This window comes from Bacillus sp. FSL M8-0071 (assembly GCF_037975455.1).
In the GTDB taxonomy this organism is placed as follows: Bacteria; Bacillota; Bacilli; order Bacillales; family Bacillaceae; genus Bacillus; species Bacillus subtilis.
The window spans coordinates 3,150,611-3,176,222 of record NZ_CP150256.1 but is presented as its reverse complement, the minus strand read 5'-3'; the positions used below and the strand labels follow the sequence as shown (position 1 = coordinate 3,176,222).

Genomic DNA, 25,612 nt, shown 5'->3' with positions numbered 1-25,612 from the left:
ACCCGCGGAAGCGGGTTTTCTTTATTAAAAAACGCCAAAATAAAAAGAGAACGAGAGGAAAACAAGTATGTTTCCGCTTACATCAAAAGATTTGTCACATGATCTGACTTTATTGTTGACAGCTTGATATGGTATATTATCAGAAAATTTAGAAAAAGGGTGATGATTAGATGAAAACTGCAACGACAACCGCTTCACATGCATGCCCATTTTGTTCAGGGAAAGGATATTTTCAATTGATTCTCGGCGGTTCAGAGACTTGTCCGTCTTGCCAGGGGACAGGAAAAGACAGTCATTCTTTTTCCAGCCGTTGACTTTATTTCAGCCCCCGCGTTACACTAAAAACAACGCAGGGGGGTGGAATAGGTTGATTAGTCTGCCAGTCGTAATCATCTCAATTGTTTTGTTTTTTGTCTTGTTTTTTGGAATCGGTTTCTTATTAAACATGCTGCTGAGAATGTCTTGGATTATGGCTGTGATTTATCCGATTGTATGCCTTTTCATTATCAGCAAAGAAAAGCTGATCAGCTATGTCCAGTCGCCGGGAGAATCCTTTGCCAGCCTGTTTCATCGTGTCTTATCATTAGCGGCTGCTGACGTGCTGATTTTAGTCAGCGGTTTGGCCGGCGCCATCGTGTCCGGTATAGCGATCAACATGCTCAGAAAAAGAGGATATCAAATGTTTTAAATGCCGCTTTCTTCTAAAGAAAGCTTTTTTTATGCGTTCAGCTCATTCACCATTTTGAATAATGCTCTCTCCACTTGGGAACAATGATTCGGAGGAGAGGTGAATGATGTTGAATATGATCAGACGTTTGCTGATGACCTGTTTATTTCTGCTTGCATTTGGCACGACATTTTTATCAGTGTCAGGAATTGAAGCGAAGGACTTGTCAAAATGGGTGCAGGAACATCAGGAAAAGCACTTGAAGCATGCAGGACTGACATTAAAAGCATTGCAGCAGAAACAAACACAAACCACGTCCGCGGCTGAGGATAAAACAAAACCGTTAGAAGAGGCATTTGATTGGGATGAATATCCAGTCCAAAGAGTAACAGCAACAGGCTACACAGCAGGAGCTGAGTCGACGGGCAAAAATCCCGGTGATCCATTATACGGGCTTACATATTCAGGTGTGAAAGTGAAACGGGATTTATATTCCACGGTTGCTGCTGACCCGTCCGTTTTTCCGATCGGAACAATTTTATTCATTCCGAACTACGGTCTCGGAGTTGTGGCCGACACAGGATCAGCTATTAAGGGAAACCGCCTTGATCTGTACTTTGAGACAGTCAAAGATGTATACAATGAATGGGGCAAAAAAACCCTTGATGTATATGTGATTAAAAAGGGAACGGGAAAGATTACCGAGGATGAGCTTGAGAAGCTCAATGAAACAAAATCTTTGCAAGTGTTCAGAAATCAATATAAAACTGTGAAAGAATAAAACGCTCCAGCGAAAGCAGGAGCGTTTTTTTACATGAAAAAGTAAGCGAGTACCAATGTCAGTAAAATACCTGTTAGGCCTCCGAAAAAGACTTCGATCGGCTGATGTCCGAGAAGCTCTTTCAGCTTTTTTTGCTTTTCTTTCTCTGCAGCCTTAGGGAAGTCCTTCGCTTCATTTACGAAACGGTTAAAATCAATAACAAGCTTATTAATGACTGTTGCCTGCTCACCGGCGTGGCGTCTGACGCCAGTTGCGTCAAACATGGTTATGACGGCGAAAATGGCGGAAACCGCAAAGAGTGAGGAGTCTAATCCATGCTCCAAGGCTACGCCTGTTGAAAGTGCAGTGACCGCTGCGGAGTGAGAGCTGGGCATGCCGCCTGTGCTTGTGACCAGCGACCAGTCCAGTTTTCTGGACACGATAAACTGTATGGGCACTTTGATGACCTGAGCAAAAATAATTGCGGCCAGGCTTGATAATAAAGGAAAATTCGTTAAAAGTTCCATCGGCGACATCCTTTCTATTTGAAAAATCCTTCGTGTTTCAAAAGAAAAAAGCAAGTCTTAGACTGTTGTTTGTTAAAATAAGTATAGTGGAAAGAATGTTTTTCCTATTATACCATTGTTCATTACAAATACCCATTACGTTAGGAGTGTAAGCCTCATGTTTTATGCGGTTCAACAATCAGAGCATACAGAAACCCTTGTGGTCGGGCTTTTTCAAAAAAGCCAGCTGACAGGAAAAGCGTTGGAAATTGATGAAATGCTCGAAGGCCATCTGACACAGCTTTTAAAAGAGGGTGATGTCTCTGTGAAACCGAATCAAGTATCAAAAGTATTCCCTCCATCTTCTGCGGGTATGAAACGGATTTATTTCGTTGGCCTGGGGAGAGAAGCAAATTATTCGTTTGAACAGGCGAAGGAACGTTTTGCTCATGTTTTTCAAGCCATTCATAAAGATCGAAAACAAGAAACTGCTGTTCTGCTTGATACGTTTATTTCGGAAGACGTGCCTCCAGCCGATGCCGCTCATGCTTTAGCTGAGAGCTGCCTGCTTGCTTCCTATGAGGTGCAGGATTATAAGCACAAATCAAATGAGCCTGACAAACAAATTGAAGCCGTGTATGTTGTAACAGATGAAGATACACAGGAAGTGCAGGCCGGGCTTCGCGTCGGCCAGGCATACGGACAAGGGACAAATTCGGCTAGAACGCTTGTGAATATGCCGGGAAACATGCTGACAGCGACTGACCTCGCTTCGTATGCTGAAGAGCTTGCGGCGAAATATGATTTTGAGTGTGAGATATTGGAGAAATCAGAGATGGAGGAGCTCGGTATGGGCGGAATACTTGCGGTAAACCAAGGCTCCACCGAACCGCCGAAAATGATTGTGTTGAAATATCAGGGCAAAAAGGAATGGGAGGACGTCGTCGGACTAGTCGGGAAAGGAATTACCTTTGACACAGGCGGCTACTCCATTAAAACGAAATCTGGAATTGTTGGCATGAAATCAGATATGGGAGGAGCAGCTGCGGTTCTCGGGGCTATGGAAACGATCGGAGAGCTTCGTCCTGAACAAAACGTGCTGTGCGTTATTCCATCAACCGATAATATGATCTCCGGCGGGGCCATGAAGCCGGATGACGTGATCGTATCTTTAAGCGGAAAAACAATAGAAATCCTTAATACGGATGCTGAAGGAAGGCTAGTGCTTGCAGATGGCATTACATACGCGAAACAGCATGGCGCATCAGTTCTTGTCGATGTAGCTACGCTTACCGGCGGCGTCGTTGTGGCATTAGGAACAGAAACAACCGGTGCAATGACAAATGATCAAATCTTTTACCAGCAGGTAGCTGATGCTGCACAAGAGTGCGGCGAGGCAATCTGGCAGCTGCCGATAACAGAGAAGGATAAAAAACGCGTGAAAAGCAGCCAAATGGCGGATCTCAACAATTCACCGGGACGCGAGGGACATGCGATTATGGCAGGAACGTTTCTTGGTGAATTCGCTGAGTCAACACCTTGGGTTCACCTTGATATTGCAGGAACAGCGACTGCCAATAAAGCAACCTGCTTCGGGCCGGCCGGGGCTACTGGCGTTATGGCAAGAACACTGGCTACACTTGCGGAGCGATTTACATTGGAAGAAGATAAAAACGAGTAATGAAAAATCCCTGCTGTATGATGCGGCAGGGATTTTTACTTCCGAAATCTTTAGTTGACTAAAGTGGATCGGTTATGATACGATACGTTCGTACTTTATTTATCTACTACATTAGCAAACTAAAGGATTTTTGGAGGGGTATCATCATGAATGCAGTCGTCATCGCAGTCCTGCTTATGCTTGTATTAAGCCTGCTGCGTGTCAATATTGTTATCGCATTAATTATAGGCGCCTTGGCCGGCGGGTTAACAGGCGGGCTCGGTCTTGGTGAAACGGTTAAAGCTTTCACAGACGGTCTCGGCGGAAATGCCACCGTTGCAGTTAGCTATGCCATGCTTGGCGCGTTTGCCGCCGCTTTGACGAAAACAGGTCTTCCGGACGCAATGGTGGAAGCCTCCGTTAAATTAATCGGAAATAAAGAAGATTCTCGAAAAAAAGCACTGTCTAAGGTGCTGATTGTGCTGATTATTTTAATTGTATCTTGTTTTTCGCAAAACGTCGTTCCGGTTCACATCGCGTTTATTCCGGTGCTGATTCCGCCGCTTTTGAAAATCTTTAATGAACTTGAAATGGACCGCCGTCTGATCGCGTGTGTAATTACATTTGGTTTAACGGCTCCTTATATTTTGCTTCCGGTCGGTTTCGGCCAAATCTTCCAAGGCATGCTGAAGGACAATATGGCGGATGCCGGGTTAAACGTTCCGCTTGCTGATATTCCGTACGCACTGATTATTCCAGTTGCAGGTATGGTTGTCGGCCTTATTTTATCAGTGATCGTATACCGTAAACCGAAACAATATGAAACAAAAGACATTTCAGGTGCAGAAGCATCGCCATATACGAGAAAAAGTATTGGTATCGCGGTTCTAGCCATTGTTGTGTCACTCGGCGTCCAGCTTTACTTATCTCAGACTTTGGGAGTAGAAGGAATGATTATGGGGGCGCTCGCTGGTCTGATTGTTCTGTTTGTCAGCGGTGTGATGAAGCGTGATGAAGCGGACTCACTGATTACTGATGGAATGGTTTTAATGGCCTTTATCGGCTTTGTCATGCTTGTTGCAGCCGGGTTTTCAAACGTATTGACGAAAACCGGGGATGTCGAGTCACTGGTCAAAACGTCAGCTGGTTTTATCGGACACAGTCAGTCCTTGGGCGCATTGCTGATGCTCATTGTCGGCTTATTAATTACAATGGGGATCGGATCTTCTTTTGCGACCATTCCTGTTATCACAACCATTTTCGTGCCTCTATGCATGCAGCTTGGATTCAGCCCGATGGCAACGATTGCGATTATCGGGGCTGCTGCTGCGCTTGGCGATGCCGGTTCACCTGCCAGTGACAGTACGCTTGGGCCGACTTCAGGTTTGAGTGCGGACGGCCAGCATCACCACATTTGGGATACTTGTGTGCCGACATTTATATTTTATAATATTCCGCTTGTCATCTTTGGCTGGATTGCAGCGCTTGTTTTATAGGAAAAAGGCTCCCCTTTACTGGGGAGCCTTTTCTCGTTATGATAAAAAAACCGTCCAATAGAACGGTTTTTACGTAGATGATATGTGATTTCTGTTAAAGCCGGTTGCTTTATGAATAGAGCGGTAGATTGCTGGTGCGATAAACGACAGTATCACAGCCAGCGCTGTATCTTTTACCATAAACCAAATCATAAAGCCCCAAGCCGTGCCGTAGCTCACTGGCGTATGAATCCACAGCTTCAGTGCAAGATACATATAGGTAGTGCCGATGAGATACATGATCGCCGTTCCGATAAGTGAAGCAATGAGAAATCGAATTTTACTTGGCTGAATGTTTCGTTCTAAAAACCATCCCGCTGCAAATGCTGCCGGAATGTATGAGATAATAAACCCGCCGCTTTTCCCTGCAAACGGTGCGAAGCCTGCTGAAAATTGAGCAAACACAGGCGCTCCGGCCAATCCCACAAGTGCATATACAATCATGGCAATCGCTGCCCGTTTGCTGCCAAGAAGCAAAGCTGCCAAGAGACAGAAAAACGGCTGCATCGAAAGCGGAATGCCGGCTACTTGTAAAAAGGGTGCTACTGATGTAATGTTGGCCCCGACAGCCATAAGTGCGGCGAACATGCCAATCAGCGCCATATCTCCCGCACGAAGTTTACGTTGTTTCATCGTTGTTCCCCCTTAGGTTGACATACACAATCATAGAGTAATAAAGAACAAAAAGATTGTCAACATGATTTTAATTTAGGTTAACAAAAAGGAGGCCCATATGTATTTCGGAAAAACAAGACAGTCCGATCAATCTGGAAGAGTGCCGCCAAATCAAAACGTCACCACTTCATTTCCTGTGCTTCATACCGGAGATGTCCCATATTACGAAGATATGACGAAATGGAATCTTCAAGTATACGGTTTGGTTGACCATCCGATGCTGCTAAGCTTTGAAGATGTCAAAGCCTTTCCACGGTATGAATCGAAAAACGACATTCATTGTGTCACGGGATGGTCAAGGCTTGATAATGTGTGGCAAGGCGTGCGGGCTTGTGATATAGCGGAAAAAGCGGGTGTAAAAGAAGAAGCGGGCTACGTCATTTTACATGCTGAAGAGGGCTGGACGACCAATCTGCCGCTTGATGATTTCTTAGCGGAAACTTCCCTTCTGGCTTATGCGCATAATGGCGAACCTTTAACCCCTGAACACGGCTTTCCGCTGCGGGGTGTATTTCCGCATCTGTATTTTTGGAAAAGCGCCAAGTGGCTGCGCGGCATCCAATTTACGAAAGAAAATCACCCTGGCTTTTGGGAGCGGAATGGCTATCACATGAGAGGCGATCCTTGGCAAAATCAAAGGTTTACATGGGATTAAGGTTCTATTTCAAATAGGGCAATCCGCATCTTTATTAGGTTTTTACTTCCATATTGATAGTCTGCAGGTACCTTATTTGATCAAGGTGCCTTTTTTATTCGGGAAAAAGTTGACTTTCTTTGGAAGAAAACCTATTATTTGAGGTGTCTAGTTGATAGTGAAAATCATTATCATACATTGCGGTTTAGTTTAAGGAGAGGAATGTCGTACTGCATGAAAGAGCAAACAACAGACCGGACAAATGGCGGGACATCAAACGCATTTACGATTCCTGGTACGGAAGTGCGTATGATGTCTTCACGCAATGAAAACCGTACCTATCACATTTTTATCTCGAAACCTAGTACGCCGCCGCCACCCGCTGGTTATCCTGTGATTTATCTGCTGGATGCCAATTCTGTCTTCGGAACGATGACGGAAGCCGTTCGAATACAGGGACGCCGACCCGAAAAAACCGGGGTGATCCCTGCAGTGATCGTCGGCATTGGCTATGAGACAGCGGAGCCGTTCTCCTCAGCACGCCACCGGGATTTTACAATGCCAACAGCCCAATCGAAGCTGCCGGAAAGGCCCGACGGCAGAGAATGGCCGGAGCATGGCGGAGCGGAGGGCTTTTTCAGATTTATTGAAGAGGATTTAAAACCGGAGATAGAACGAGATTACCAGATTGATAAAAATAGACAAACAATCTTTGGCCATTCGCTCGGAGGGCTTTTCGTGCTGCAGGTGCTGCTAACTAAGCCCGATGCGTTTCAAACGTATATCGCAGGAAGTCCGTCCATTCATTGGAATAAACCGTTTATTCTCGAGAAAACGGACCATTTCGTCTCTCTCACCAAGAAAAACAATCAGCCTATCAATATCCTGCTTGCCGCAGGAGAATTAGAGCAGCATCATAAAAGCCGGATGAATGATAATGCAAGGGAGCTTTATGAGCGGCTGGCCGTTTTATCTGAACAAGGCATACGGGCAGAATTTTGCGAGTTTTCAGGAGAAGGACATATTTCAGTTCTTCCTGTTTTGGTCAGCAGGGCGCTGCGTTTTGCGCTTCACCCTGACGGACCGCATCTATCAATGGGCTGAGACATACTCAGCCTTGCCTTTAAAAAAATATTTGTCACTGAAATTATATTTGACTGTCACATGACATTTGGATATGATTATTTTTATAATTGATAATGATAATCATTATCAATAGATTGCGTTTTTCAAGGCGCAGCAGTCTTTTTCGCTGGATGTCTGTTTGGCATTTAGAGCGAAGAAAGGAATTGATGATATGAATGCAAAGGGTATAGAGGGAAAAATTGCTTTTATAACAGGGGCTGCCCAAGGAATAGGCGAAGCTGTTGCGCGGACGCTTGCCAGTCAAGGCGCACATATTGCGGCAGTTGATTATAATCCTGAAAAGCTGGAAAAGGTTGTGAGCAGCCTCAAAGCAGAAGGCCGCCATGCAGAAGCTTTTCCTGCGGATGTGAGAGACAGCGCGGCGATTGATGAGATCACGGCGCGCATCGAACGTGAAATGGGGCCGATTGATATTTTAGTGAATGTAGCGGGTGTCCTTCGCCCGGGACTGATCCATTCGCTTAGCGATGAGGAATGGGAGGCGACGTTCGCAGTGAATTCGACTGGCGTATTTAACGCCTCGCGTTCAGTCAGCAAATATATGATGGACCGAAGATCGGGTTCGATTGTAACAGTCGGATCGAATGCTGCCGGTGTACCAAGAACATCTATGGCGGCATATGCGTCCTCAAAGGCTGCGGCTGTGATGTTTACGAAATGCCTTGGCCTTGAGCTTGCAGAATACAATATTCGCTGCAACATTGTATCTCCCGGATCAACGGAAACAGACATGCAGTGGTCATTATGGGCCGACGAGAATGGAGCGGAGCAAGTCATAAAAGGATCACTTGAGACATTTAAAACAGGGATCCCGCTCAAAAAACTAGCCAAGCCTTCGGATATTGCTGATGCGGTGCTCTTTTTGGTTTCTGGCCAGGCAGGGCATATTACGATGCATAATTTATGCGTAGATGGCGGCGCGACCCTAGGCGTGTAACTGAATTTAAAGGAGGTTCATGAGAATGTTGGATCAAAACGTTATAACAGAAACAAAAGCGGAGCATTTGCTTCATGAATATCAGCCGGGCGCCTTTTTCTTAGCGTCTCCTCATCGTGTACTGTTAGCGAAAGGCATATGTGAAATCGTACCGGAGGCAGACGGGCAAAACCAAATGGAAACCCTTTCTGGCCGAATTGCAGAGGCGTTACGTCAGGCAAAACAATCAGGGCAAAACCGGCCGCTTGTTGTCGGGGCCGTTCCTTTTGATCAAGTAAAAGCAGCGCGGCTCGTTGTACCTGAAGAAGTGCGCTGGTCAGGACCGCTTCAATTTGATCATGAGGAAAAGGAACAGCAGGCTGGGCATACATACCACATAAAGCCTGTTCCTGAACCTGAGGATTATAAAAATGGTGTTGAACAAGGGCTGACACGCATTGCCGATGGAACACTCAGCAAAATCGTCCTGTCCAGATCGCTGCATTTGACATCGCCTGAACCGATTCAGACGGATGAATTGCTTCGCCATCTGGCTCAGCATAACTCGCATGGCTACACGTTTGCCGCAGACGTGTCCAGTCAGGAGGAAACGTCTCCCCGCAGAACATTGCTCGGAGCAAGTCCGGAGCTTCTCGTTTCAAGGATGGGAACACAGGTCGTTTCCAACCCATTAGCCGGCTCAAGACCGCGCAGTAATGATCCTGTTGAAGACCAGCGCCGGGCAGCTGAATTGCTTTCTTCCGCAAAGGATCTTCATGAGCACGCGGTTGTCGCTGACGCGGTTGCGGCAGCGCTGAGACCTTTCTGCCGGACGCTGGAGGTTCCGGAGAAGCCTTCACTGATCAAAACGGAAACGATGTGGCACCTGTCCAGCGTGATTAAGGGAGAGCTTTCCGACCCGTCTGTAACCGCACTTGAATTGGCGGCGGCGCTCCACCCGACGCCAGCCGTCTGCGGAACACCGACTGATCTTGCAAGAGAAGCGATTCTCAGCATTGAACCATTTGACCGCGGTTTCTTTACCGGCATGGTCGGATGGTGTGACGATGCCGGTGACGGAGAATGGATCGTGACCATCCGTTGTGCAGAAGCAGAAGAACGCTCACTCCGCCTGTATGCTGGAGCTGGTGTTGTGGCCGGTTCAAAGCCTGAGGACGAGCTTCAGGAGACGTCCGCAAAGTTTCGGACAATGCTGCGGGCAATGGGCGTGGATCACATATGAACAGAATGAATTGCTGGAGGGATACAACATGCTGAAAGGATTTACGCCTTGGCCTGATGAGTTAGCTGAGACCTATCGAAAGAACGGCTGCTGGGCCGGTGAGACGTTTGGAGATTTGTTAAGGGACCGGGCAGCCAAATATGGTGATCGCATTGCCATTACATGCGGAAACACCCATTGGAGCTATCGAGAGCTTGACACAAGGGCTGATCGCCTGGCTGCCGGATTTCAAAAGCTCGGCATTCAACAGATGGATCGTGTTGTGGTGCAGTTGCCAAATATCAAAGAGTTTTTTGAAGTCATTTTCGCGCTTTTCCGTCTGGGGGCGCTTCCAGTCTTCGCACTGCCTTCTCATCGAAGCAGTGAAATTACATATTTTTGCGAGTTTGCTGAAGCGGCTGCATATATCATTCCCGACGCTTATTCCGGTTTTGACTACCGTTCGCTTGCCAGACAGGTTCAAAGCAAGCTGCCGACTTTGAAAAACATCATTGTCGCAGGTGAGGCAGAGGAATTTTTACCGCTGGAGGATTTGCATGCAGAACCTGTAAAACTGCCTGAAGTCAAATCATCGGATGTGGCGTTCCTCCAGCTTTCTGGCGGGAGCACCGGGCTATCGAAACTGATTCCGAGGACCCACGATGACTACATATACAGCCTGAAGCGGAGTGTGGAGGTCTGCTGGCTCGACCACAGCACGGTGTACTTGGCCGCGCTGCCGATGGCACACAATTATCCGCTGAGCTCACCCGGCGTTCTCGGCGTATTATACGCTGGAGGAAGAGTGGTATTATCTCCTTCTCCAAGTCCAGATGACGCATTTCCTTTAATTGAACGGGAAAAGGTCACGATAACCGCTCTTGTTCCGCCTCTTGCGATGGTATGGATGGATGCGGCATCCTCACGCCGTGATGATTTATCCAGCCTTCAAGTGCTGCAGGTCGGCGGTGCCAAGTTTAGTGCTGAAGCCGCGCGCAGGGTAAAAGCTGTTTTCGGCTGCACGCTGCAGCAGGTGTTCGGAATGGCAGAGGGTCTCGTCAATTATACGAGATTGGATGATCCTGAGGAGATCATTGTCAACACCCAAGGAAAACCGATGTCTCCATATGATGAAATGCGTGTTTGGGATGATCATGATCGCGACGTAAAACCTGGTGAAACAGGCCATCTGCTGACGCGGGGGCCGTATACAATTCGAGGTTACTATAAGGCAGAAGAGCATAACGCCGCTTCATTTACTGAGGACGGTTTTTACCGTACGGGTGATATCGTCAGGCTGACACGAGACGGCTATATTGTCGTTGAAGGCCGGGCGAAGGATCAAATTAACCGTGGAGGAGAAAAGGTTGCGGCTGAAGAGGTAGAAAATCATCTGCTGGCGCATCCGGCTGTCCATGATGCGGCAATGGTCTCCATGCCTGATCAATTTCTTGGCGAAAGATCTTGTGTGTTCATTATTCCCCGGGATGAAGCCCCAAAAGCCGCAGAGCTTAAAGCATTTTTGAGAGAGCGCGGACTGGCGGCATATAAAATCCCTGATCGAGTTGAATTTGTCGAATCCTTCCCGCAGACAGGAGTAGGAAAAGTCAGCAAAAAAGCGCTCCGTGAAGCCATTTCCGAGAAGCTTCTTGCAGGATTTAAAAAATAAAACAACAATTTGAGAGGAAGTGTTCATATGGCTATACCTGCCATTCAGCCGTATCAAATGCCGACAGCATCTGATATGCCGCAAAACAAAGTATCATGGGTGCCTGATCCGAATCGGGCTGTCTTGTTAATACACGATATGCAAAACTATTTTGTTGATGCTTTCACAGCGGGAGCGTCTCCGGTAACAGAGCTTTCAGCGAATATACGAAAGCTGAAGAATCAATGTGTTCAGCTTGGGATTCCTGTTGTCTATACCGCACAGCCGGGAAGCCAAAATCCGGATGACCGTGCGCTGCTGACAGACTTTTGGGGCCCGGGATTAAACAGCGGTCCTTATGAGGAGAAAATTATAACCGAGCTGGCACCAGAGGATGATGATCTTGTGCTGACAAAATGGAGATACAGCGCGTTTAAGAGAACGAATCTGCTTGAAATGATGCGCAAAGAGGGACGCGATCAGCTGATCATTACAGGAATTTACGCCCATATCGGCTGTCTTGTTACAGCATGTGAAGCATTTATGGAGGATATTAAAGCCTTTTTTGTGGGAGATGCAGTTGCTGATTTTTCATTAGAAAAACATCAAATGGCGCTGGAATATGCGGCTGGACGCTGTGCGTTTACCGTGATGACTGACAGTCTTCTTGATCAGCTGCAGAATGCGCCGGCAGACGTTCAAAAAACGTCAGCAAACACTGGCAAAAAGAACGTGTTTACATGTGAGAATATCCGTAAACAAATTGCTGAGCTTCTACAAGAAACACCGGAAGACATCACAGATCAAGAGGATTTGCTCGATCGTGGTCTTGATTCGGTAAGGATCATGACATTGGTGGAACAATGGCGCCGTGAAGGGGCAGAGGTGACTTTCGTGGAATTGGCTGAACGCCCAACGATCGAAGAATGGCAGAAATTGCTCACAACTCGCAGCCAGCAAGTGCTGCCAAACGCGGATTATTTATAAAAGGAGGGTAAACAAACGGATGCCTGATACAAAAGATCTTCAATATTCTTTGACCGGGGCGCAAACTGGCATATGGTTTGCTCAGCAGCTTGATCCGGACAATCCAATCTACAATACAGCGGAATATATAGAAATCAATGGACCAGTCAATATTGCTCTTTTTGAAGAAGCTTTGCGGCACGTGATCAAGGAAGCGGAATCGCTGCATGTCCGCTTCGGTGAAAATATGGACGGGCCTTGGCAGATGATAAACCCGTCTCCGGATGTACAGCTGCACGTCATTGACGTCAGCTCTGAGCCTGATCCGGAAAAAACAGCATTAAACTGGATGAAAGCTGATTTAGCAAAGCCGGTTGATTTAGGGTATGACCCTTTGTTCAATGAAGCTCTGTTTATTGCCGGGCCTGATCGTTTCTTTTGGTATCAGCGCATTCACCATATAGCGATCGACGGCTTCGGTTTTTCCCTGATAGCCCAGCGTGTGGCAAGTACATATACTGCGCTTATAAAAGGACAAACAGCTAAAAGCCGTTCCTTTGGGTCTCTCCAGGCCATTTTGGAGGAGGATACAGATTATCGCGGATCAGAGCAGTATGAGAAGGATCGTCAATTCTGGCTGGACCGTTTTGCAGATGCACCTGAAGTTGTGAGCTTGGCTGATCGGGCGCCAAGAACATCTAACAGTTTTCTTCGTCATACGGCATATCTGCCTCCGTCTGATGTAAACGCGTTAAAAGAAGCGGCGCGCTATTTCTCAGGAAGCTGGCATGAAGTCATGATTGCGGTGTCAGCTGTTTATGTGCACCGTATGACCGGCTCTGAGGATGTTGTGCTCGGCCTGCCCATGATGGGTCGGATAGGGTCCGCGTCACTGAATGTACCGGCTATGGTGATGAACCTTCTCCCGCTCCGGCTGACGGTAAGCTCTTCGATGAGCTTTTCTGAACTGATTCAGCAAATTTCCCGGGAAATCCGTAGCATTCGGCGACATCATAAGTATCGCCATGAAGAGCTTAGGCGCGATCTGAAATTGATAGGAGAAAATCATAGATTATTTGGCCCTCAAATCAATCTTATGCCGTTTGATTACGGTCTCGACTTTGCCGGCGTCCGGGGCACAACGCATAATCTTTCAGCCGGTCCTGTTGATGATCTATCAATCAATGTATATGACAGAACAGACGGCAGCGGGCTGCGAATTGATGTTGATGCGAATCCCGAGGTATACAGTGAGTCTGATATTAAGCTTCATCAGCAGCGTATTTTGCAGCTGCTGCAAACGGCTTCTGCCGGAGAGGACATGCTGATTGGGCAAATGGAGCTTCTGTTGCCAGAGGAGAAAGAAAAAGTCATTTCTAAATGGAATGAGACGGCAAAATCCGAGAAGCTGGTCAGCCTTCAGGACATGTTCGAAAAGCAGGCAGTTCTTACGCCAGAACGTATCGCTCTCATGTGTGATGACATTCAAGTCAACTATCGAAAGCTCAATGAAGAGGCAAACCGCCTCGCGCGTCTGTTGATCGAAAAAGGGATTGGTCCGGAGCAATTTGTCGCTTTGGCGCTGCCGCGTTCCCCTGAGATGGTGGCTTCAATGCTTGGTGTGCTCAAGACTGGTGCGGCGTATCTCCCCCTTGATCCGGAGTTTCCAGCCGACCGCATTTCTTACATGCTGGAGGATGCGAAACCTTCATGCATCATAACGACTGAGGAAATAGCAGCCAGTCTGCCTGATGACCTGGCTGTACCTGAGCTTGTGCTTGATCAGGCTGTTACACAGGAGATTATAAAACGCTATTCGCCGGAAAATCAGGATGTATCGGTTTCGCTTGACCATCCTGCGTATATCATCTATACCTCAGGATCAACAGGAAGACCGAAGGGAGTCGTTGTGACACAGAAAAGCTTAAGCAATTTTCTGCTGTCTATGCAGGAGGCATTTTCTCTAGGAGAAGAAGACAGGCTGTTGGCTGTGACGACTGTCGCTTTTGATATTTCAGCATTGGAGTTATATCTTCCGCTGATTAGCGGAGCGCAAATCGTGATCGCAAAGAAAGAAACGATCCGTGAGCCGCAGGCATTAGCTCAAATGATTGAAAATTTCGATATTAACATTATGCAGGCGACACCGACACTGTGGCACGCTTTGGTAACGAGTGAACCTGAGAAACTTCGGGGGCTTAGAGTGCTTGTAGGAGGCGAGGCGCTGCCGAGCGGTCTTTTGCAGGCGCTTCAAGACCTTCATTGTTCAGTCACGAACTTATACGGTCCCACTGAAACAACGATTTGGTCTGCCGCAGCTTTTCTTGAAGAAGGGCTGAAGGGCGTTCCTCCGATTGGGAAACCGATTTGGAACACGCAGGTGTATGTGCTTGATAATGGATTGCAGCCGGTGCCGCCGGGCGTTGTCGGAGAGCTTTATATTGCAGGAACCGGCTTGGCCAGAGGTTATTTCCATCGTCCTGATTTAACGGCGGAGCGCTTCGTTGCAGATCCATACGGACCGCCGGGAACTCGGATGTATCGGACCGGAGACCAGGCCCGCTGGCGCGCCGATGGGTCTTTGGATTATATCGGGCGGGCGGATCATCAAATCAAAATTCGCGGATTCCGAATTGAACTTGGAGAAATTGATGCCGTGCTTGCCAATCACCCGCACATTGAACAGGCCGCGGTTGTCGTACGGGAAGATCTGCCGGGAGACAAACGATTGGCGGCTTATGTAGTCGCTGATGCTGCTATTGATACTGCAGAGCTTCGTCGTTATATGGGGGCTAGTCTTCCTGATTATATGGTACCGTCGGCGTTTGTGGAGATGGACGAGCTGCCGTTAACACCTAATGGCAAGCTTGACCGGAAAGCACTGCCGGCACCAGACTTCAGCACATCTGTCAGTGATCGGGCCCCGCGGACTCCTCAGGAAGAGATATTGTGTGACTTGTTTGCAGAGGTTCTCGGTTTGGCACGCGTCGGTATCGATGACAGTTTCTTCGAGCTTGGGGGCCATTCTCTTCTTGCAGCCCGTCTGATGGGCCGCATTCGCGAGGTAATGGGAGCCGAACTTGGTATCGCCAAGCTCTTTGACGAACCGACAGTAGCCGGACTCGCAGCCCATCTTGATTTGGTGCAGAGTGCACGTCCCGCTTTGCAGAGAGCTGAGCGGCCTGAAAAGATCCCGCTCTCATTTGCCCAGCGCCGGCTATGGTTCCTGCATTGTCTGGAAGGACCGAGTCCTACTTATAATATTCCGGTTGCTGTCCGTTTGTCAGGTGAGTTGGATCAAGGATTGCTGAAAGCGGCACTTTATGACCTCGTCCGCCGTCATGAAAGTCTTCGGACGATCTTCCCTGAATCACAGGGGACATCCTATCAGCATATTTTAGATGCCGATCGAGCCTGTCCCGAGTTACATGTTACTGAAATTGCTGAGAAGGAGCTTTCTGATCGGCTTGCCGAAGCTGTACGCTACAGCTTTGATCTTGCAGCTGAACCTGCTTTTCGTGCCGAGCTTTTTGTGATCGGTCCTGACGAGTACGTGCTGCTTCTTCTCGTCCATCATATTGTCGGGGACGGCTGGTCCTTAACACCGCTGACCAGAGACCTTGGGACAGCTTATGCGGCTCGCTGCCACGGACGATCTCCCGAATGGGCGCCTCTTGCTGTGCAGTATGCAGACTATGCGCTTTGGCAGCAAGAACTGCTTGGAAACGAGGATGATCCAAATAGCTTGATTGCCGGACAGCTTGCTTTCTGGAAAGAAACCTTGAAAAACCTGCCTGATCAGCTTGAACTGCCAACCGATTATTCACGTCCGGCTGAGCCGAGTCATGATGGAGATACGATTCATTTTCGTATTGAGCCCGAGTTTCACAAGCGATTGCAGGAGCTGGCTCGCGCAAATAGGGTGAGCCTGTTTATGGTGCTTCAATCCGGTCTCGCCGCTTTATTGACAAGGCTCGGGGCGGGCACCGATATTCCGATCGGCAGTCCGATCGCGGGACGGAATGATGATGCGCTGGGCGATCTTGTAGGGCTGTTCATTAATACATTGGTGCTCAGAACTGATACGTCCGGTGACCCAAGCTTTCGTGAGCTTCTAGACAGAGTACGGGAAGTGAATCTGGCCGCCTATGACAATCAGGATCTGCCGTTTGAGAGACTTGTAGAGGTGCTCAATCCGGCTCGTTCGCGTGCGACGCATCCTTTATTCCAAATCATGCTTGCGTTCCAAAACACACCGGACGCTGAACTGCATCTTCCTGATATGGAGAGCAGCCTGCGAATCAACAGTGTCGGTTCTGCCAAGTTTGATTTGACGCTGGAAATTAGTGAAGATCGCCTTGCTGACGGGACACCAAACGGAATGGAAGGACTGCTTGAATACAGCACTGATCTTTTCAAGCGGGAAACTGCTCAGGCTCTTGCTGACCGATTGATGCGCCTGTTGGAGGCTGCCGAGTCTGATCCTGACGAGCAAATCGGAAATCTGGATATTCTTGCGCCAGAGGAACGCAGCAGCATGGTGACTGATTGGCAAAGTGTATCTGAAAAGATTCCGCACGCATGTTTGCCAGAGCAATTTGAGAAGCAGGCTGCTTTACGTCCTGATGCCATTGCCGTTGTATATGAAAATCAGGCACTGAACTATGCAGAGCTGAATGAAAGAGCAAACCGGCTTGCCCGAATGCTGATTAGTGAAGGTGTCGGGCCGGAGCAATTTGTGGCATTGGCACTGCCCCGATCGTTGGAAATGGCTGTCGGCCTATTGGCGGTGCTAAAAGCCGGGGCAGCTTATCTCCCTCTTGATCCGGATTATCCGGCTGATCGAATTGCTTTTATGCTAAAAGATGCCCAGCCTGCGTTTATCATGACGAACACTAAAGCTGCAAATCACATTCCGCCAGTTGAAAACGTGCCGAAAATCGTGCTGGATGATCCCGAGCTGGCAGAGAAACTAAACACGTACCCTGCAGAGAATCCAAAAAATAAGGATAGGACTCAGCCGCTTTCGCCTTTGAATACGGCGTATGTCATTTATACATCCGGCTCAACAGGTGTTCCAAAAGGTGTGATGATTCCTCACCAAAATGTAACACGTTTATTTGCAGCGACCGAGCACTGGTTCCGTTTCAGCTCAGACGATATCTGGACCATGTTCCATTCCTATGCGTTTGATTTTTCGGTGTGGGAGATCTGGGGTCCTCTGCTGCATGGCGGACGTCTTGTAATCGTGCCTCACCACGTCAGCAGATCGCCAGAAGCGTTTCTGCGCCTGCTTGTCAAAGAGGGGGTGACTGTTCTGAACCAGACACCGTCTGCTTTCTATCAGTTTATGCAGGCGGAACGGGAACAGCCGGATCTCGGACAGGCACTCAGTCTGCGCTATGTCATTTTTGGCGGAGAAGCGCTTGAACTCAGCCGTTTAGAGGATTGGTACAACCGCCACCCTGAAAATAGACCGCAGCTTATCAATATGTATGGTATTACAGAAACGACGGTGCATGTGAGCTATATCGAATTAGACCGAAGCATGGCAGCTTTACGGGCAAACAGCTTGATCGGCTGCGGCATTCCCGATCTTGGTGTATACGTGCTGGATGAACGCCTGCAGCCGGTCCCGCCGGGTGTTGCCGGAGAGCTGTATGTATCAGGAGCGGGGTTAGCACGAGGTTATCTAGGCCGGCCTGGTTTAACATCTGAACGCTTCATAGCTGATCCGTTCGGTCCTCCAGGCACCCGGATGTACCGCACTGGGGATGTGGCCCGCCTCCGCGCTGACGGTTCTCTCGACTATGTCGGCCGTGCAGACCATCAAGTGAAAATTCGGGGATTCCGGATTGAATTGGGAGAAATTGAAGCCGCGCTTGTTCAGCATCCGCAGCTTGAAGATGCGGCAGTGATCGTTCGTGAGGATCAGCCGGGAGATAAACGGTTGGCAGCTTATGTCATCCCTTCGGAAGAAACATTTGATACGGCGGAACTGCGCAAATATGCTGCGGAGAGACTGCCGGATTACATGGTGCCTGCTGCCTTTGTGACGATGAAAGAATTGCCGCTGACACCGAATGGAAAGCTTGATCGTAAAGCACTGCCCGCTCCGGATTTCGCAGCGGCAGTGACAGGACGAGGACCGAGAACGCCGCAGGAAGAAATTCTCTGTGACCTCTTTATGGAGGTGCTTCACTTGCCGCGTGTCGGCATTGATGACCGTTTCTTTGATTTAGGCGGACATTCCTTGCTTGCTGTACAGCTCATGAGCCGCATTCGTGAAGCGCTCGGCGTTGAACTCAGCATCGGCAACTTGTTCGAAGCACCTACTGTAGCCGGACTCGCTGAAAGACTTGAAATGGGATCAAGCCAAAGCGCTCTTGACGTTCTGCTGCCGCTCCGAACAAGTGGAGACAAGCCTCCTTTATTCTGTGTTCATCCGGCAGGGGGGCTCAGCTGGTGTTATGCCGGTTTGATGACCAATATAGGAACAGATTATCCAATCTACGGCTTGCAGGCACGGGGAATCGGGCAGCGCGAGGAGCTTCCGAAAACACTTGATGACATGGCTGCCGATTACATTAAACAAATCCGAACGGTCCAGCCAAAAGGCCCGTACCATCTGCTGGGCTGGTCCCTGGGCGGGAATGTCGTTCAAGCGATGGCTACCCAGCTGCAAAATCAAGGAGAAGAAGTATCCCTGTTGGTGATGCTGGACGCCTATCCGAACCACTTCCTTCCTATAAAAGAGGCACCGGATGATGAGGAAGCGCTTATTGCCCTTCTGGCGTTAGGCGGGTACGATCCAGACAGCTTAGGGGACAAACCGCTAGATTTTGAAGCGGCGATTGAGATTCTTCGCCGTGACGGCAGTGCGCTTGCGAGCCTGGATGAAACGGTCATTTTAAATTTGAAGAATACGTATGTCAATTCTGTCGGCATTTTAGGTTCCTATAAGCCGAAAACCTTCCGTGGAAATGTTTTGTTTTTCAGATCAACAATCATTCCTGAATGGTTTGACCCGATTGAACCTGACTCGTGGAAGCCTTATATTAACGGACAGATTGAACAAATCGACATCGACTGCCGTCATAAAGATCTATGTCAGCCGGAACCTCTGGCTCAAATCGGCGAGATTCTCGCTGTCAAATTGGAAGAGTTGAATAAATAAGGGAGGAGAAATAGAATGGCAAATCCTTTTGAAAATGCGGATGGCACATATTTGGTGCTGGTCAATGAAGAAGGCCAATATTCCCTATGGCCGGGTTTTATAGATGTGCCGAGCGGCTGGACAGTTGTTCATGAGGAAAAAGGGCGTGAAGCTTGTTTGGACTATATCCAATCGCATTGGAGCGATATGAGGCCAAACAGCCTAAAGACTGTTGAAAATGTGTAATCGTATCAAAAAGAGACTGCTCGCCGCAGTCTCTTTTTCTATCTTACGCAGACGTTTGAGTATGATCACAATCTCTGACCGGGTTTCCGTTTTCATCGGTACACCAAGATTGGGACAAAAACGCTAAAAACACAGCGGCCCACTGATCTGCAAACTGAATCAGAATACCCCCGTCATGCCAAGAGCCGTTGTCTTTTTTCCAGCGCGTATCCATTGCATTCCCTTGATTCATATGGATATTGTGCATTCCGTTAGTCGGGGTAAAGCCGAATATTTTATCTGCAGCCCGTTCAGGTCCGAATTTTGAACCAAATATATAAACCGGCGCTTTCTCATCTTGTGCTTTCTTCATATAGGTTTCAATAAAATCATTTAAATCATTATCAGGTCCCGTGATTTCATGAGGCAAAGGCTTCATTTCCCGCGGGTCAAACAAATTGCCCCGCACATAATCCAGTGCCACTTCACGGTTTGCTTCATTGATCCTTGTATATCCATACGGCATGTTCGGAAGGATGGTAATTGAGCCCGAATCAAACTGATCGTCAGCCAAATACAATACTTCAGATTCCTCAGAACTGGACATCACATTGATGGCGCACCTGTAATACGTATTCTCTTCACCGAGCATTTTGACTTGGAAATGAGGACTGTCATCATCTGTTTCCCGCTTCATGTCTAAGACTATGCCTTTTAACACGCCATATTGCTGAACAGCCATATGAATCCTCCTTTATGATCAACTTCATAGTCATAATTCGTGAAATGGTCTCTTTTTTCCTTTTAAAAAATAAAAAAGCCTGCAGAAATCTTTCTGCAAGCTCATTGTGAATTAAGCACCCGCCACAGATGATTCATCCTGTAAAGCTTTCTCGGCAGGAACATACTCATAGCCTAGATCTCTTGCTACAGCTTCATAGGTCACGTGTCCGTTTGCGGTGTTTAAACCCGCTCTCAGTGCCGCATTGTCTGCGAGCGCTTTTACTGCCCCTTTGTTCGCGATTTGCAGCGCGTATGGAACAGTAACGTTAGTCAGGGCGATTGTTGATGTACGAGGGACTGCGCCCGGCATGTTCGCTACAGCATAATGCACAACCCCGTGTTTTTCATATGTTGGCTGATCATGTGTTGTGATATGGTCGACAGTTTCGACGATGCCGCCTTGGTCGATCGCTACATCAACAATGACTGAACCGGGTTTCATTTGTTTTACCATTTCCTCAGTGACAAGAGTCGGAGCTTTAGCACCCGGAATTAATACCGCGCAAATGAGGAGATCCGCTTCCGCTACAGCATCAGCAATATTGACCGGATTAGAAATTAACGTTTTAATCTGATGACCGAAGATGTCATCAAGCTGGCGCAAGCGGTCTGCGTTTAAGTCAATGATCGTCACATCTGCACCGAGGCCGACAGCCATTTTCGCCGCGTTTGTTCCGACAACGCCTCCTCCGATAATCGTTACTTTTCCGCGAGAAACGCCCGGCACCCCGGCAAGCAGAATGCCTTTTCCGCCTTTAGGCTTTTCTAAGAATTGAGCGCCGATTTGCGCTGCCATTCTGCCCGCAACCTCTGACATTGGCGTGAGAAGAGGCAATGTCCGGCCTTCACTGACCGTTTCATATGCGATGGCAGTTACTCCTTTATCCTTCAAGGCCTGTGCAAGCTCAGGCTCAGCTGCTAAATGAAGGTACGTAAACAGCACAAGTCCTTTGCGGAAATAAACATATTCTTCCGGCAGCGGTTCTTTTACCTTCATGACCATTTCGGCGTCCCAGACCTGTTTCGGATCAGCGATGATTTCCGCTCCTGCTGACTCATAGGCTTCATTTTCAAATCCGCTTCCAAGGCCCGCGCCTGTTTCAACCAGCACCCGGTGGCCGTTTGAAATGAGCTGAGAAACGCCCCCGGGTGTTAATGCGACACGGTTTTCATTGTTTTTTATCTCTTTAGGAACCCCTATGATCATATCTGTCTCCTCCTGTATCTGTGATATTTTTAGTGTAGCTTGATATTTTGGAAAATTCTTTGTTTGATTAAGAAAATAAAAAAACATGGATTTGTGAAATTTCACAAATCCATGTGCCGAAGTTTGATATCTAAATAGATGGTGAATTTTTGATTCACATTTTTCAAATCAATTTCAGCGATCTGGCTGATCCGCTTGAGTCGGTAATTCAACGTATTAACGTGTATATTTAACAGCTTGGAAGCGGTATTCACGTTGCTGTCCGCTTCAATAAAGCGCTCTAGCGTCTCTACCATATTTGACTGGTGATCCCGGTCATATTGTTCAAGTTTGGAAAGCGAGTAATTATAATGGCCCGCCTGTTTCCGTTTTTCATATAAGACATCTAAGTATTGATAAATGCCTAACTCAGAAAAGCTGAAAAGATGTTTGGTCTCTTCAGCGAACCGTTCCTTCGTTTTTAAGACGGACAATGCTTCCTGATAGGAGCGGGAGACAAAAGAAATAGAGTTGTATATTCCGCCAAAAGCGATAGAAACGTCTTCTATTTTATACCGCTCCTTCAGCTGTTTTTGCGTACTTAAAGCAAACTGTTTTAAATCTTGAAAAGGATGATCTGTTTTGGGTGAGGTTAATATAATAAGTTCATTGGAATCTACGGTCGCCAGCAGCACGTAAACCTGCTGGGTCGTTTCCTGTAAATATTGCAGCTGCTGTTCGATTTTTTCAGTCAGCTCGCCATTTATGCGGATGATCATAACGGAAAACTCTGAAGGAGCGGCCATTCCAAGCTTATGGAACCCATCCGCCATATCATCCTCCTGATGGATGTGTCCGGTCAGCATTTTCCAGAAAAATTCTTGGCTGCGTTCTTCATTTTTCGTTTTTCTGATTTGAAGTTTGAGAAGCTTGTTTTTCACTGCTTTTGCTGCCATTTGCAATGTCAGCAGATCTTCATCGGACAATGTTTTTTGGATCTCAAGCGCCCATATGAAGCCAAGTACTTGCTTGTTTTTCCAAATCGAAATAGCGACGCGATTGCTCAGCCCGACTTCATCAATTTGCTTGACTCTGATCGGCTGGTCCGTTTTTAAGAGAGCTGGAATTGTCCCATCTTTCCACAACTTGTTAATCACCTTTTCCGGTACCCTTCTGCCAATAATGGTAGACGTCCGGGCAGGGTCTGTGCAGTCGCTGTGTGTACTGTAGGCAAGCAGCTTGTGGTTAACATCCTCTATGGTGATCGGGCACCGCAGAACGTCGCTGATATGATCAGCCACATCTTCAAGTCTGTCAAAACTATATTTAAACGGATCATTCGGCATGGTCATAAATCTCCCTACTTTTCGTGCTTGATTTCTCTTTGACATCTCATCCCCTTCCTTTTATTATGATTGTTGTTGTTTGTGAAAATCAACAACAAAGAACAGAAGCAAAAAAACAATTTCATGAGAGAAACGTTCTATATACATTTGGCGGTGTAATCGCCTTTTTGCAGGACAGTATGCCTCATATAATACGACAGCTTATCCTATTAATCTTCTAAGAAAGTCATCGGAGGCAAGACTAATTAAGGAAAGAAAAAACTGAACCTTTCAGAAATGGTGCTGTAGCATCAAATTTTCTGAAAGGTTTTTTTTGGGAGTTGGAGCGTTATTTGGGTCTTTTGGATTATTCGGAGAATGAAGAGAAGATTAAGAAAATAAACCTATTTACTTTACATTATATGTCATTTTTAAGTGATTCGGGGTAAACCATTGGACTCATTTTGTAAAATTAAAACATATTTGTTTGACTATGCCGAAAAACTGTTTTTATAATAATGACGTTCTAAAAATAAGTGAATTAGCCCATATTTAGGCTGATGGCACAGGAGGTAATGAGGAATATGGCAGGATTAATTCGTGTCACACCCGAAGAGCTAAGAGCGATGGCGAAGCAATACGGCGTTGAAAGCCAAGAAGTATTAAATCAGGTTGATCGTTTAAACCGAATGATCTCTGATTTGAAAAGCATGTGGGAAGGTGCTTCAAGCGAAGCGTTCGCAGATCAATACGAGCAGCTCAAACCTTCATTTATCAAAATGTCAGATTTGCTTCAAGATGTGAATCAGCAGCTTGATCAAACAGCAAATACACTTGAGTCTACTGACCAAGACATCGCAAATCAAATCCGCGGATAACAGTATGAAAGGGAAGGAGCGCCTGATTCAAAAGAAGACGGCGCTCTTTCTATGTAAGGGTGATCCTAAATGTATATTGATATTACAATAGATTTGAAACATTATAACGGCAGTGTCTTTGATCTCAGATTGTCAGATTACCACCCGGTGAAAAAAGTAATTGATATTGCTTGGCAGGCCCAAAGCGTATCTATGCCTCCGCGCGAAGGGCACTGGATCAGAGTGGTGAACAAGGATAAGGTGTTTTCCGGAGAATGCAAGCTGTCTGATTGCGGCATTACAAACGGAGACCGGCTTGAAATATTATGAAAGGATCTGGTTGAATGTCAGGTAAACAAAAATCATATTTAGAAAACCAATTAGAAGCTGTTGCCGAGAAAACAGATGCCGGCTATACATTTACCTTTCAACGGGAAAAAATAAAGCTTCTCGACGGTCTTGAAGCTAACGTGATCAAAGATATAAATCCATTTTTTCATAAAGAAATCGATGTGACGGATGATGAAGTAATCATCACAATCCAACCTCCCTCCTCCTATAAAGCATTCCGCTTCATGAAAGCTAAGGATAAAAAAAGTAAATGGCAGTTTGCCTATCAGCTTGTTCAAGCCGTACAGCAGCACAATCTGTCGAGGCTGAATTTGATTGTCGCTCCTGAAAACATTGTATTCGATAAAGGGCTTACGCCTTATTTTCTCCATTATGGAGTAAAAGAAAGCATTCCTCCTTACGAGCGTGATGAGGAAAGAGTATGGCAGGAGCTGAAAGCGGCAGCGGCTTTGGCAGTTGACGGCGCTTTTGCGTTTGAAGACTACCTGAAATTCAATGAAACGCTGACGTTCTCCGCAGAGGCAAAGGCGATATTAGATGCTGAATCCTATGATGATTTGCTCGAGCTGATTCAAACCCATATTGATGAGCTCGAAGCCAAAGCAAAAACATACATACATATCCCGAGAAAGAAGTGGAACATCCAGCGATATATCGGCCTGGGGCTCATTGTTTTGCTTGTACCGGCACTTATTTATTCGATGTACGCCTTATTTTTCGCGCAGCCAAAGCACCAGGCGATAGTGGACAGCAACCGTGCGTTCTTAAACAAGCAGTACAGTGAAGTCATCAGCACACTGTCCAAGTACGATGCGGAAAGCCTGCCTGAATCGGTGCAGTATCAGCTGGCGACGTCCTATGTTGAGGTCGAAAACCTGGGGAGTGCAAAAACCAAAAATATAGAAAATAATTTAGTCACCCTTCAATCAGACCCTCAGCATTTCTTATATTGGATTGATTATGGTCGAGGAGAATACAAAGAAGCGATCAGTATCGGCCGTAAGCTTGAATACAATGATTATATTTACTTTGCCCTAGCTAAATATAAACAGCAGCTTTTATCTGAGGATACAAATGATGAAGACATACAAAAAGAACTTGACTCAGTAAATAGTGAGCTTGAAAAAGCGCAAAAAGAACGTCAAGAAAATAAACAGTCTAATTCTGAAACATCGTTAGTCGATACAAGCGAAGAACAGACACAAACAGACGAAGAAAAACAAGCAGAAGAGAAAGCGGCAGAAGAAAAAGCCGCAGCCGAGGAAAAAGCGAAAAAAGAAGAACAGAAGGAAAAAGAAGACGAGAAAAAAGAAACAGAAAAGAAAGATGAGAAAAAAGATGACAAATAACGTGAGACATGAAGCGCAGGTCATCGCATGCTGCCATTCGGCCGT

General features: G+C 47.0%; 21 protein-coding genes. 16 read left to right on the top strand and 5 right to left on the bottom strand.

Translation table 11 applies throughout. The annotated features are described in order from the left end of the window. Positions 1–170: 170 nt before the first annotated feature. From MKX71_RS16495 to spsC, 3 genes are all read left to right on the top strand, one after another. Positions 171–314, top strand: a complete 144-nt coding sequence (locus MKX71_RS16495; RefSeq protein ID WP_003243733.1) for a YuiA family protein — start codon at positions 171–173, stop codon at positions 312–314. 53 nt (positions 315–367) lie between these two features. Beyond that, positions 368–688 (top strand): YuiB family protein, encoded by a 321-nt coding sequence (locus MKX71_RS16490; protein WP_003243877.1) that lies wholly within the window; start codon positions 368–370, stop codon positions 686–688. A 103-nt stretch (positions 689–791) separates the two neighbouring features. Further along, positions 792–1,448, top strand: a complete 657-nt coding sequence (spsC, locus tag MKX71_RS16485) for a stationary phase survival protein SpsC (protein ID WP_072175151.1) — start codon at positions 792–794, stop codon at positions 1,446–1,448. A 29-nt stretch (positions 1,449–1,477) separates the two neighbouring features. Here the strand turns inward: spsC and MKX71_RS16480 are convergent, their stop codons facing one another. Further along, a complete protein-coding gene (locus tag MKX71_RS16480; protein ID WP_003244337.1) occupies positions 1,478–1,954 on the bottom strand; it encodes a divergent PAP2 family protein in 477 nt (158 codons plus the stop codon). A 157-nt stretch (positions 1,955–2,111) separates the two neighbouring features. Between MKX71_RS16480 and MKX71_RS16475 the strand changes: the two genes are divergently transcribed. Both MKX71_RS16475 and MKX71_RS16470 read left to right on the top strand, forming a co-directional pair. Beyond that, positions 2,112–3,614, top strand: a complete 1,503-nt coding sequence (locus MKX71_RS16475) for a leucyl aminopeptidase (RefSeq protein WP_339231329.1) — start codon at positions 2,112–2,114, stop codon at positions 3,612–3,614. Between the two features lie 146 nt (positions 3,615–3,760). Then, positions 3,761–5,089, top strand: coding sequence for a Na+/H+ antiporter family protein (locus tag MKX71_RS16470; protein ID WP_003228736.1), 1,329 nt, complete (start codon positions 3,761–3,763; stop codon positions 5,087–5,089). Between the two features lie 69 nt (positions 5,090–5,158). Here MKX71_RS16470 and MKX71_RS16465 read toward each other — a convergent pair whose 3' ends face one another. Beyond that, complete coding sequence (locus tag MKX71_RS16465) at positions 5,159–5,761, bottom strand: BioY family transporter (RefSeq protein WP_003228737.1); 603 nt, start codon at positions 5,759–5,761, stop codon at positions 5,159–5,161. A gap of 100 nt (positions 5,762–5,861) precedes the next feature. On the opposite strand from MKX71_RS16465, the gene MKX71_RS16460 reads away from it, so the two are divergent. The 8 genes from MKX71_RS16460 to MKX71_RS16425 all read left to right on the top strand — a co-directional run bounded on the left by MKX71_RS16460 (position 5,862) and on the right by MKX71_RS16425 (position 19,737). Further along, the gene (locus MKX71_RS16460; protein WP_003228739.1) at positions 5,862–6,458 is read left to right on the top strand and encodes a sulfite oxidase-like oxidoreductase; all 597 of its coding nucleotides are present in this window, start codon (positions 5,862–5,864) and stop codon (positions 6,456–6,458) included. A gap of 213 nt (positions 6,459–6,671) precedes the next feature. After that, positions 6,672–7,541 (top strand): ferri-bacillibactin esterase BesA, encoded by an 870-nt coding sequence (gene besA / locus MKX71_RS16455; RefSeq protein WP_024572558.1) that lies wholly within the window; start codon positions 6,672–6,674, stop codon positions 7,539–7,541. 193 nt (positions 7,542–7,734) lie between these two features. Continuing rightward, the gene (locus tag MKX71_RS16450) at positions 7,735–8,520 is read left to right on the top strand and encodes a 2,3-dihydro-2,3-dihydroxybenzoate dehydrogenase (RefSeq protein ID WP_339231326.1); all 786 of its coding nucleotides are present in this window, start codon (positions 7,735–7,737) and stop codon (positions 8,518–8,520) included. Positions 8,521–8,545: 25 nt separating this feature from the next. Beyond that, positions 8,546–9,742 (top strand): isochorismate synthase DhbC, encoded by a 1,197-nt coding sequence (gene dhbC, locus MKX71_RS16445; RefSeq protein ID WP_339231324.1) that lies wholly within the window; start codon positions 8,546–8,548, stop codon positions 9,740–9,742. A gap of 28 nt (positions 9,743–9,770) precedes the next feature. After that, complete coding sequence (locus MKX71_RS16440) at positions 9,771–11,390, top strand: (2,3-dihydroxybenzoyl)adenylate synthase (RefSeq protein WP_003243083.1); 1,620 nt, start codon at positions 9,771–9,773, stop codon at positions 11,388–11,390. 27 nt (positions 11,391–11,417) lie between these two features. Further along, on the top strand, positions 11,418–12,356 hold the full coding sequence (locus MKX71_RS16435) for an isochorismatase (protein WP_003228749.1): 939 nt from the start codon (positions 11,418–11,420) through the stop codon (positions 12,354–12,356). A 19-nt stretch (positions 12,357–12,375) separates the two neighbouring features. Next, positions 12,376–19,512 carry a non-ribosomal peptide synthetase DhbF gene (dhbF, locus tag MKX71_RS16430; RefSeq protein WP_339231322.1) on the top strand — a complete coding sequence of 2,379 codons (7,137 nt, stop codon included), beginning with the start codon at positions 12,376–12,378 and terminating at the stop codon, positions 19,510–19,512. A 15-nt stretch (positions 19,513–19,527) separates the two neighbouring features. After that, positions 19,528–19,737, top strand: coding sequence for an MbtH family protein (locus MKX71_RS16425; RefSeq protein WP_029725880.1), 210 nt, complete (start codon positions 19,528–19,530; stop codon positions 19,735–19,737). 43 nt (positions 19,738–19,780) lie between these two features. Here MKX71_RS16425 and MKX71_RS16420 read toward each other — a convergent pair whose 3' ends face one another. From MKX71_RS16420 to adeR, 3 genes are all read right to left on the bottom strand, one after another. Further along, positions 19,781–20,458 (bottom strand): YukJ family protein, encoded by a 678-nt coding sequence (locus MKX71_RS16420; RefSeq protein WP_021480511.1) that lies wholly within the window; start codon positions 20,456–20,458, stop codon positions 19,781–19,783. Positions 20,459–20,569: 111 nt separating this feature from the next. Continuing rightward, positions 20,570–21,706: an alanine dehydrogenase gene (ald, locus tag MKX71_RS16415; RefSeq protein ID WP_014480718.1), complete on the bottom strand. Its 1,137-nt coding sequence runs from the start codon at positions 21,704–21,706 to the stop codon at positions 20,570–20,572. A 101-nt stretch (positions 21,707–21,807) separates the two neighbouring features. Continuing rightward, entirely contained in the window at positions 21,808–23,076 is a 1,269-nt protein-coding gene (adeR, locus tag MKX71_RS16410) for a sporulation transcriptional activator AdeR (protein ID WP_080263037.1), read from the bottom strand. A 518-nt stretch (positions 23,077–23,594) separates the two neighbouring features. Here adeR and MKX71_RS16405 point away from each other — a divergent pair. The 3 genes from MKX71_RS16405 (at position 23,595) to essB (ending at position 25,567) form a co-directional block, all read left to right on the top strand. Next, positions 23,595–23,888 (top strand): WXG100 family type VII secretion target, encoded by a 294-nt coding sequence (locus MKX71_RS16405; RefSeq protein WP_003220661.1) that lies wholly within the window; start codon positions 23,595–23,597, stop codon positions 23,886–23,888. Between the two features lie 69 nt (positions 23,889–23,957). After that, on the top strand, positions 23,958–24,197 hold the full coding sequence (gene yukD / locus MKX71_RS16400) for an ESX secretion system protein YukD (protein WP_003228763.1): 240 nt from the start codon (positions 23,958–23,960) through the stop codon (positions 24,195–24,197). Between the two features lie 14 nt (positions 24,198–24,211). After that, positions 24,212–25,567 (top strand): type VII secretion protein EssB, encoded by a 1,356-nt coding sequence (gene essB, locus MKX71_RS16395; RefSeq protein ID WP_128471909.1) that lies wholly within the window; start codon positions 24,212–24,214, stop codon positions 25,565–25,567. The last annotated feature ends 45 nt before the right edge of the window (positions 25,568–25,612 follow it).

Excerpts from the sequence above, each read along its gene's own strand:
- MKX71_RS16495 (WP_003243733.1), top strand. The coding sequence starts at position 171 with ATGAAAACTGCAACGACAACCGCTTCACATGCATGCCCATTTTGTTCA.
- spsC (WP_072175151.1), top strand. The coding sequence starts at position 792 with ATGATGTTGAATATGATCAGACGTTTGCTGATGACCTGTTTATTTCTG.
- MKX71_RS16480 (WP_003244337.1), bottom strand. The coding sequence starts at position 1,954 with ATGGAACTTTTAACGAATTTTCCTTTATTATCAAGCCTGGCCGCAATT.
- MKX71_RS16475 (WP_339231329.1), top strand. The coding sequence starts at position 2,112 with ATGTTTTATGCGGTTCAACAATCAGAGCATACAGAAACCCTTGTGGTC.
- MKX71_RS16470 (WP_003228736.1), top strand. The coding sequence starts at position 3,761 with ATGAATGCAGTCGTCATCGCAGTCCTGCTTATGCTTGTATTAAGCCTG.
- MKX71_RS16465 (WP_003228737.1), bottom strand. The coding sequence starts at position 5,761 with ATGAAACAACGTAAACTTCGTGCGGGAGATATGGCGCTGATTGGCATG.
- MKX71_RS16460 (WP_003228739.1), top strand. The coding sequence starts at position 5,862 with ATGTATTTCGGAAAAACAAGACAGTCCGATCAATCTGGAAGAGTGCCG.
- besA (WP_024572558.1), top strand. The coding sequence starts at position 6,672 with ATGAAAGAGCAAACAACAGACCGGACAAATGGCGGGACATCAAACGCA.
- MKX71_RS16450 (WP_339231326.1), top strand. The coding sequence starts at position 7,735 with ATGAATGCAAAGGGTATAGAGGGAAAAATTGCTTTTATAACAGGGGCT.
- dhbC (WP_339231324.1), top strand. The coding sequence starts at position 8,546 with ATGTTGGATCAAAACGTTATAACAGAAACAAAAGCGGAGCATTTGCTT.
- MKX71_RS16440 (WP_003243083.1), top strand. The coding sequence starts at position 9,771 with ATGCTGAAAGGATTTACGCCTTGGCCTGATGAGTTAGCTGAGACCTAT.
- MKX71_RS16435 (WP_003228749.1), top strand. The coding sequence starts at position 11,418 with ATGGCTATACCTGCCATTCAGCCGTATCAAATGCCGACAGCATCTGAT.
- dhbF (WP_339231322.1), top strand. The coding sequence starts at position 12,376 with ATGCCTGATACAAAAGATCTTCAATATTCTTTGACCGGGGCGCAAACT.
- MKX71_RS16425 (WP_029725880.1), top strand. The coding sequence starts at position 19,528 with ATGGCAAATCCTTTTGAAAATGCGGATGGCACATATTTGGTGCTGGTC.
- MKX71_RS16420 (WP_021480511.1), bottom strand. The coding sequence starts at position 20,458 with ATGGCTGTTCAGCAATATGGCGTGTTAAAAGGCATAGTCTTAGACATG.
- ald (WP_014480718.1), bottom strand. The coding sequence starts at position 21,706 with ATGATCATAGGGGTTCCTAAAGAGATAAAAAACAATGAAAACCGTGTC.
- adeR (WP_080263037.1), bottom strand. The coding sequence starts at position 23,076 with ATGTCAAAGAGAAATCAAGCACGAAAAGTAGGGAGATTTATGACCATG.
- MKX71_RS16405 (WP_003220661.1), top strand. The coding sequence starts at position 23,595 with ATGGCAGGATTAATTCGTGTCACACCCGAAGAGCTAAGAGCGATGGCG.
- yukD (WP_003228763.1), top strand. The coding sequence starts at position 23,958 with ATGTATATTGATATTACAATAGATTTGAAACATTATAACGGCAGTGTC.
- essB (WP_128471909.1), top strand. The coding sequence starts at position 24,212 with ATGTCAGGTAAACAAAAATCATATTTAGAAAACCAATTAGAAGCTGTT.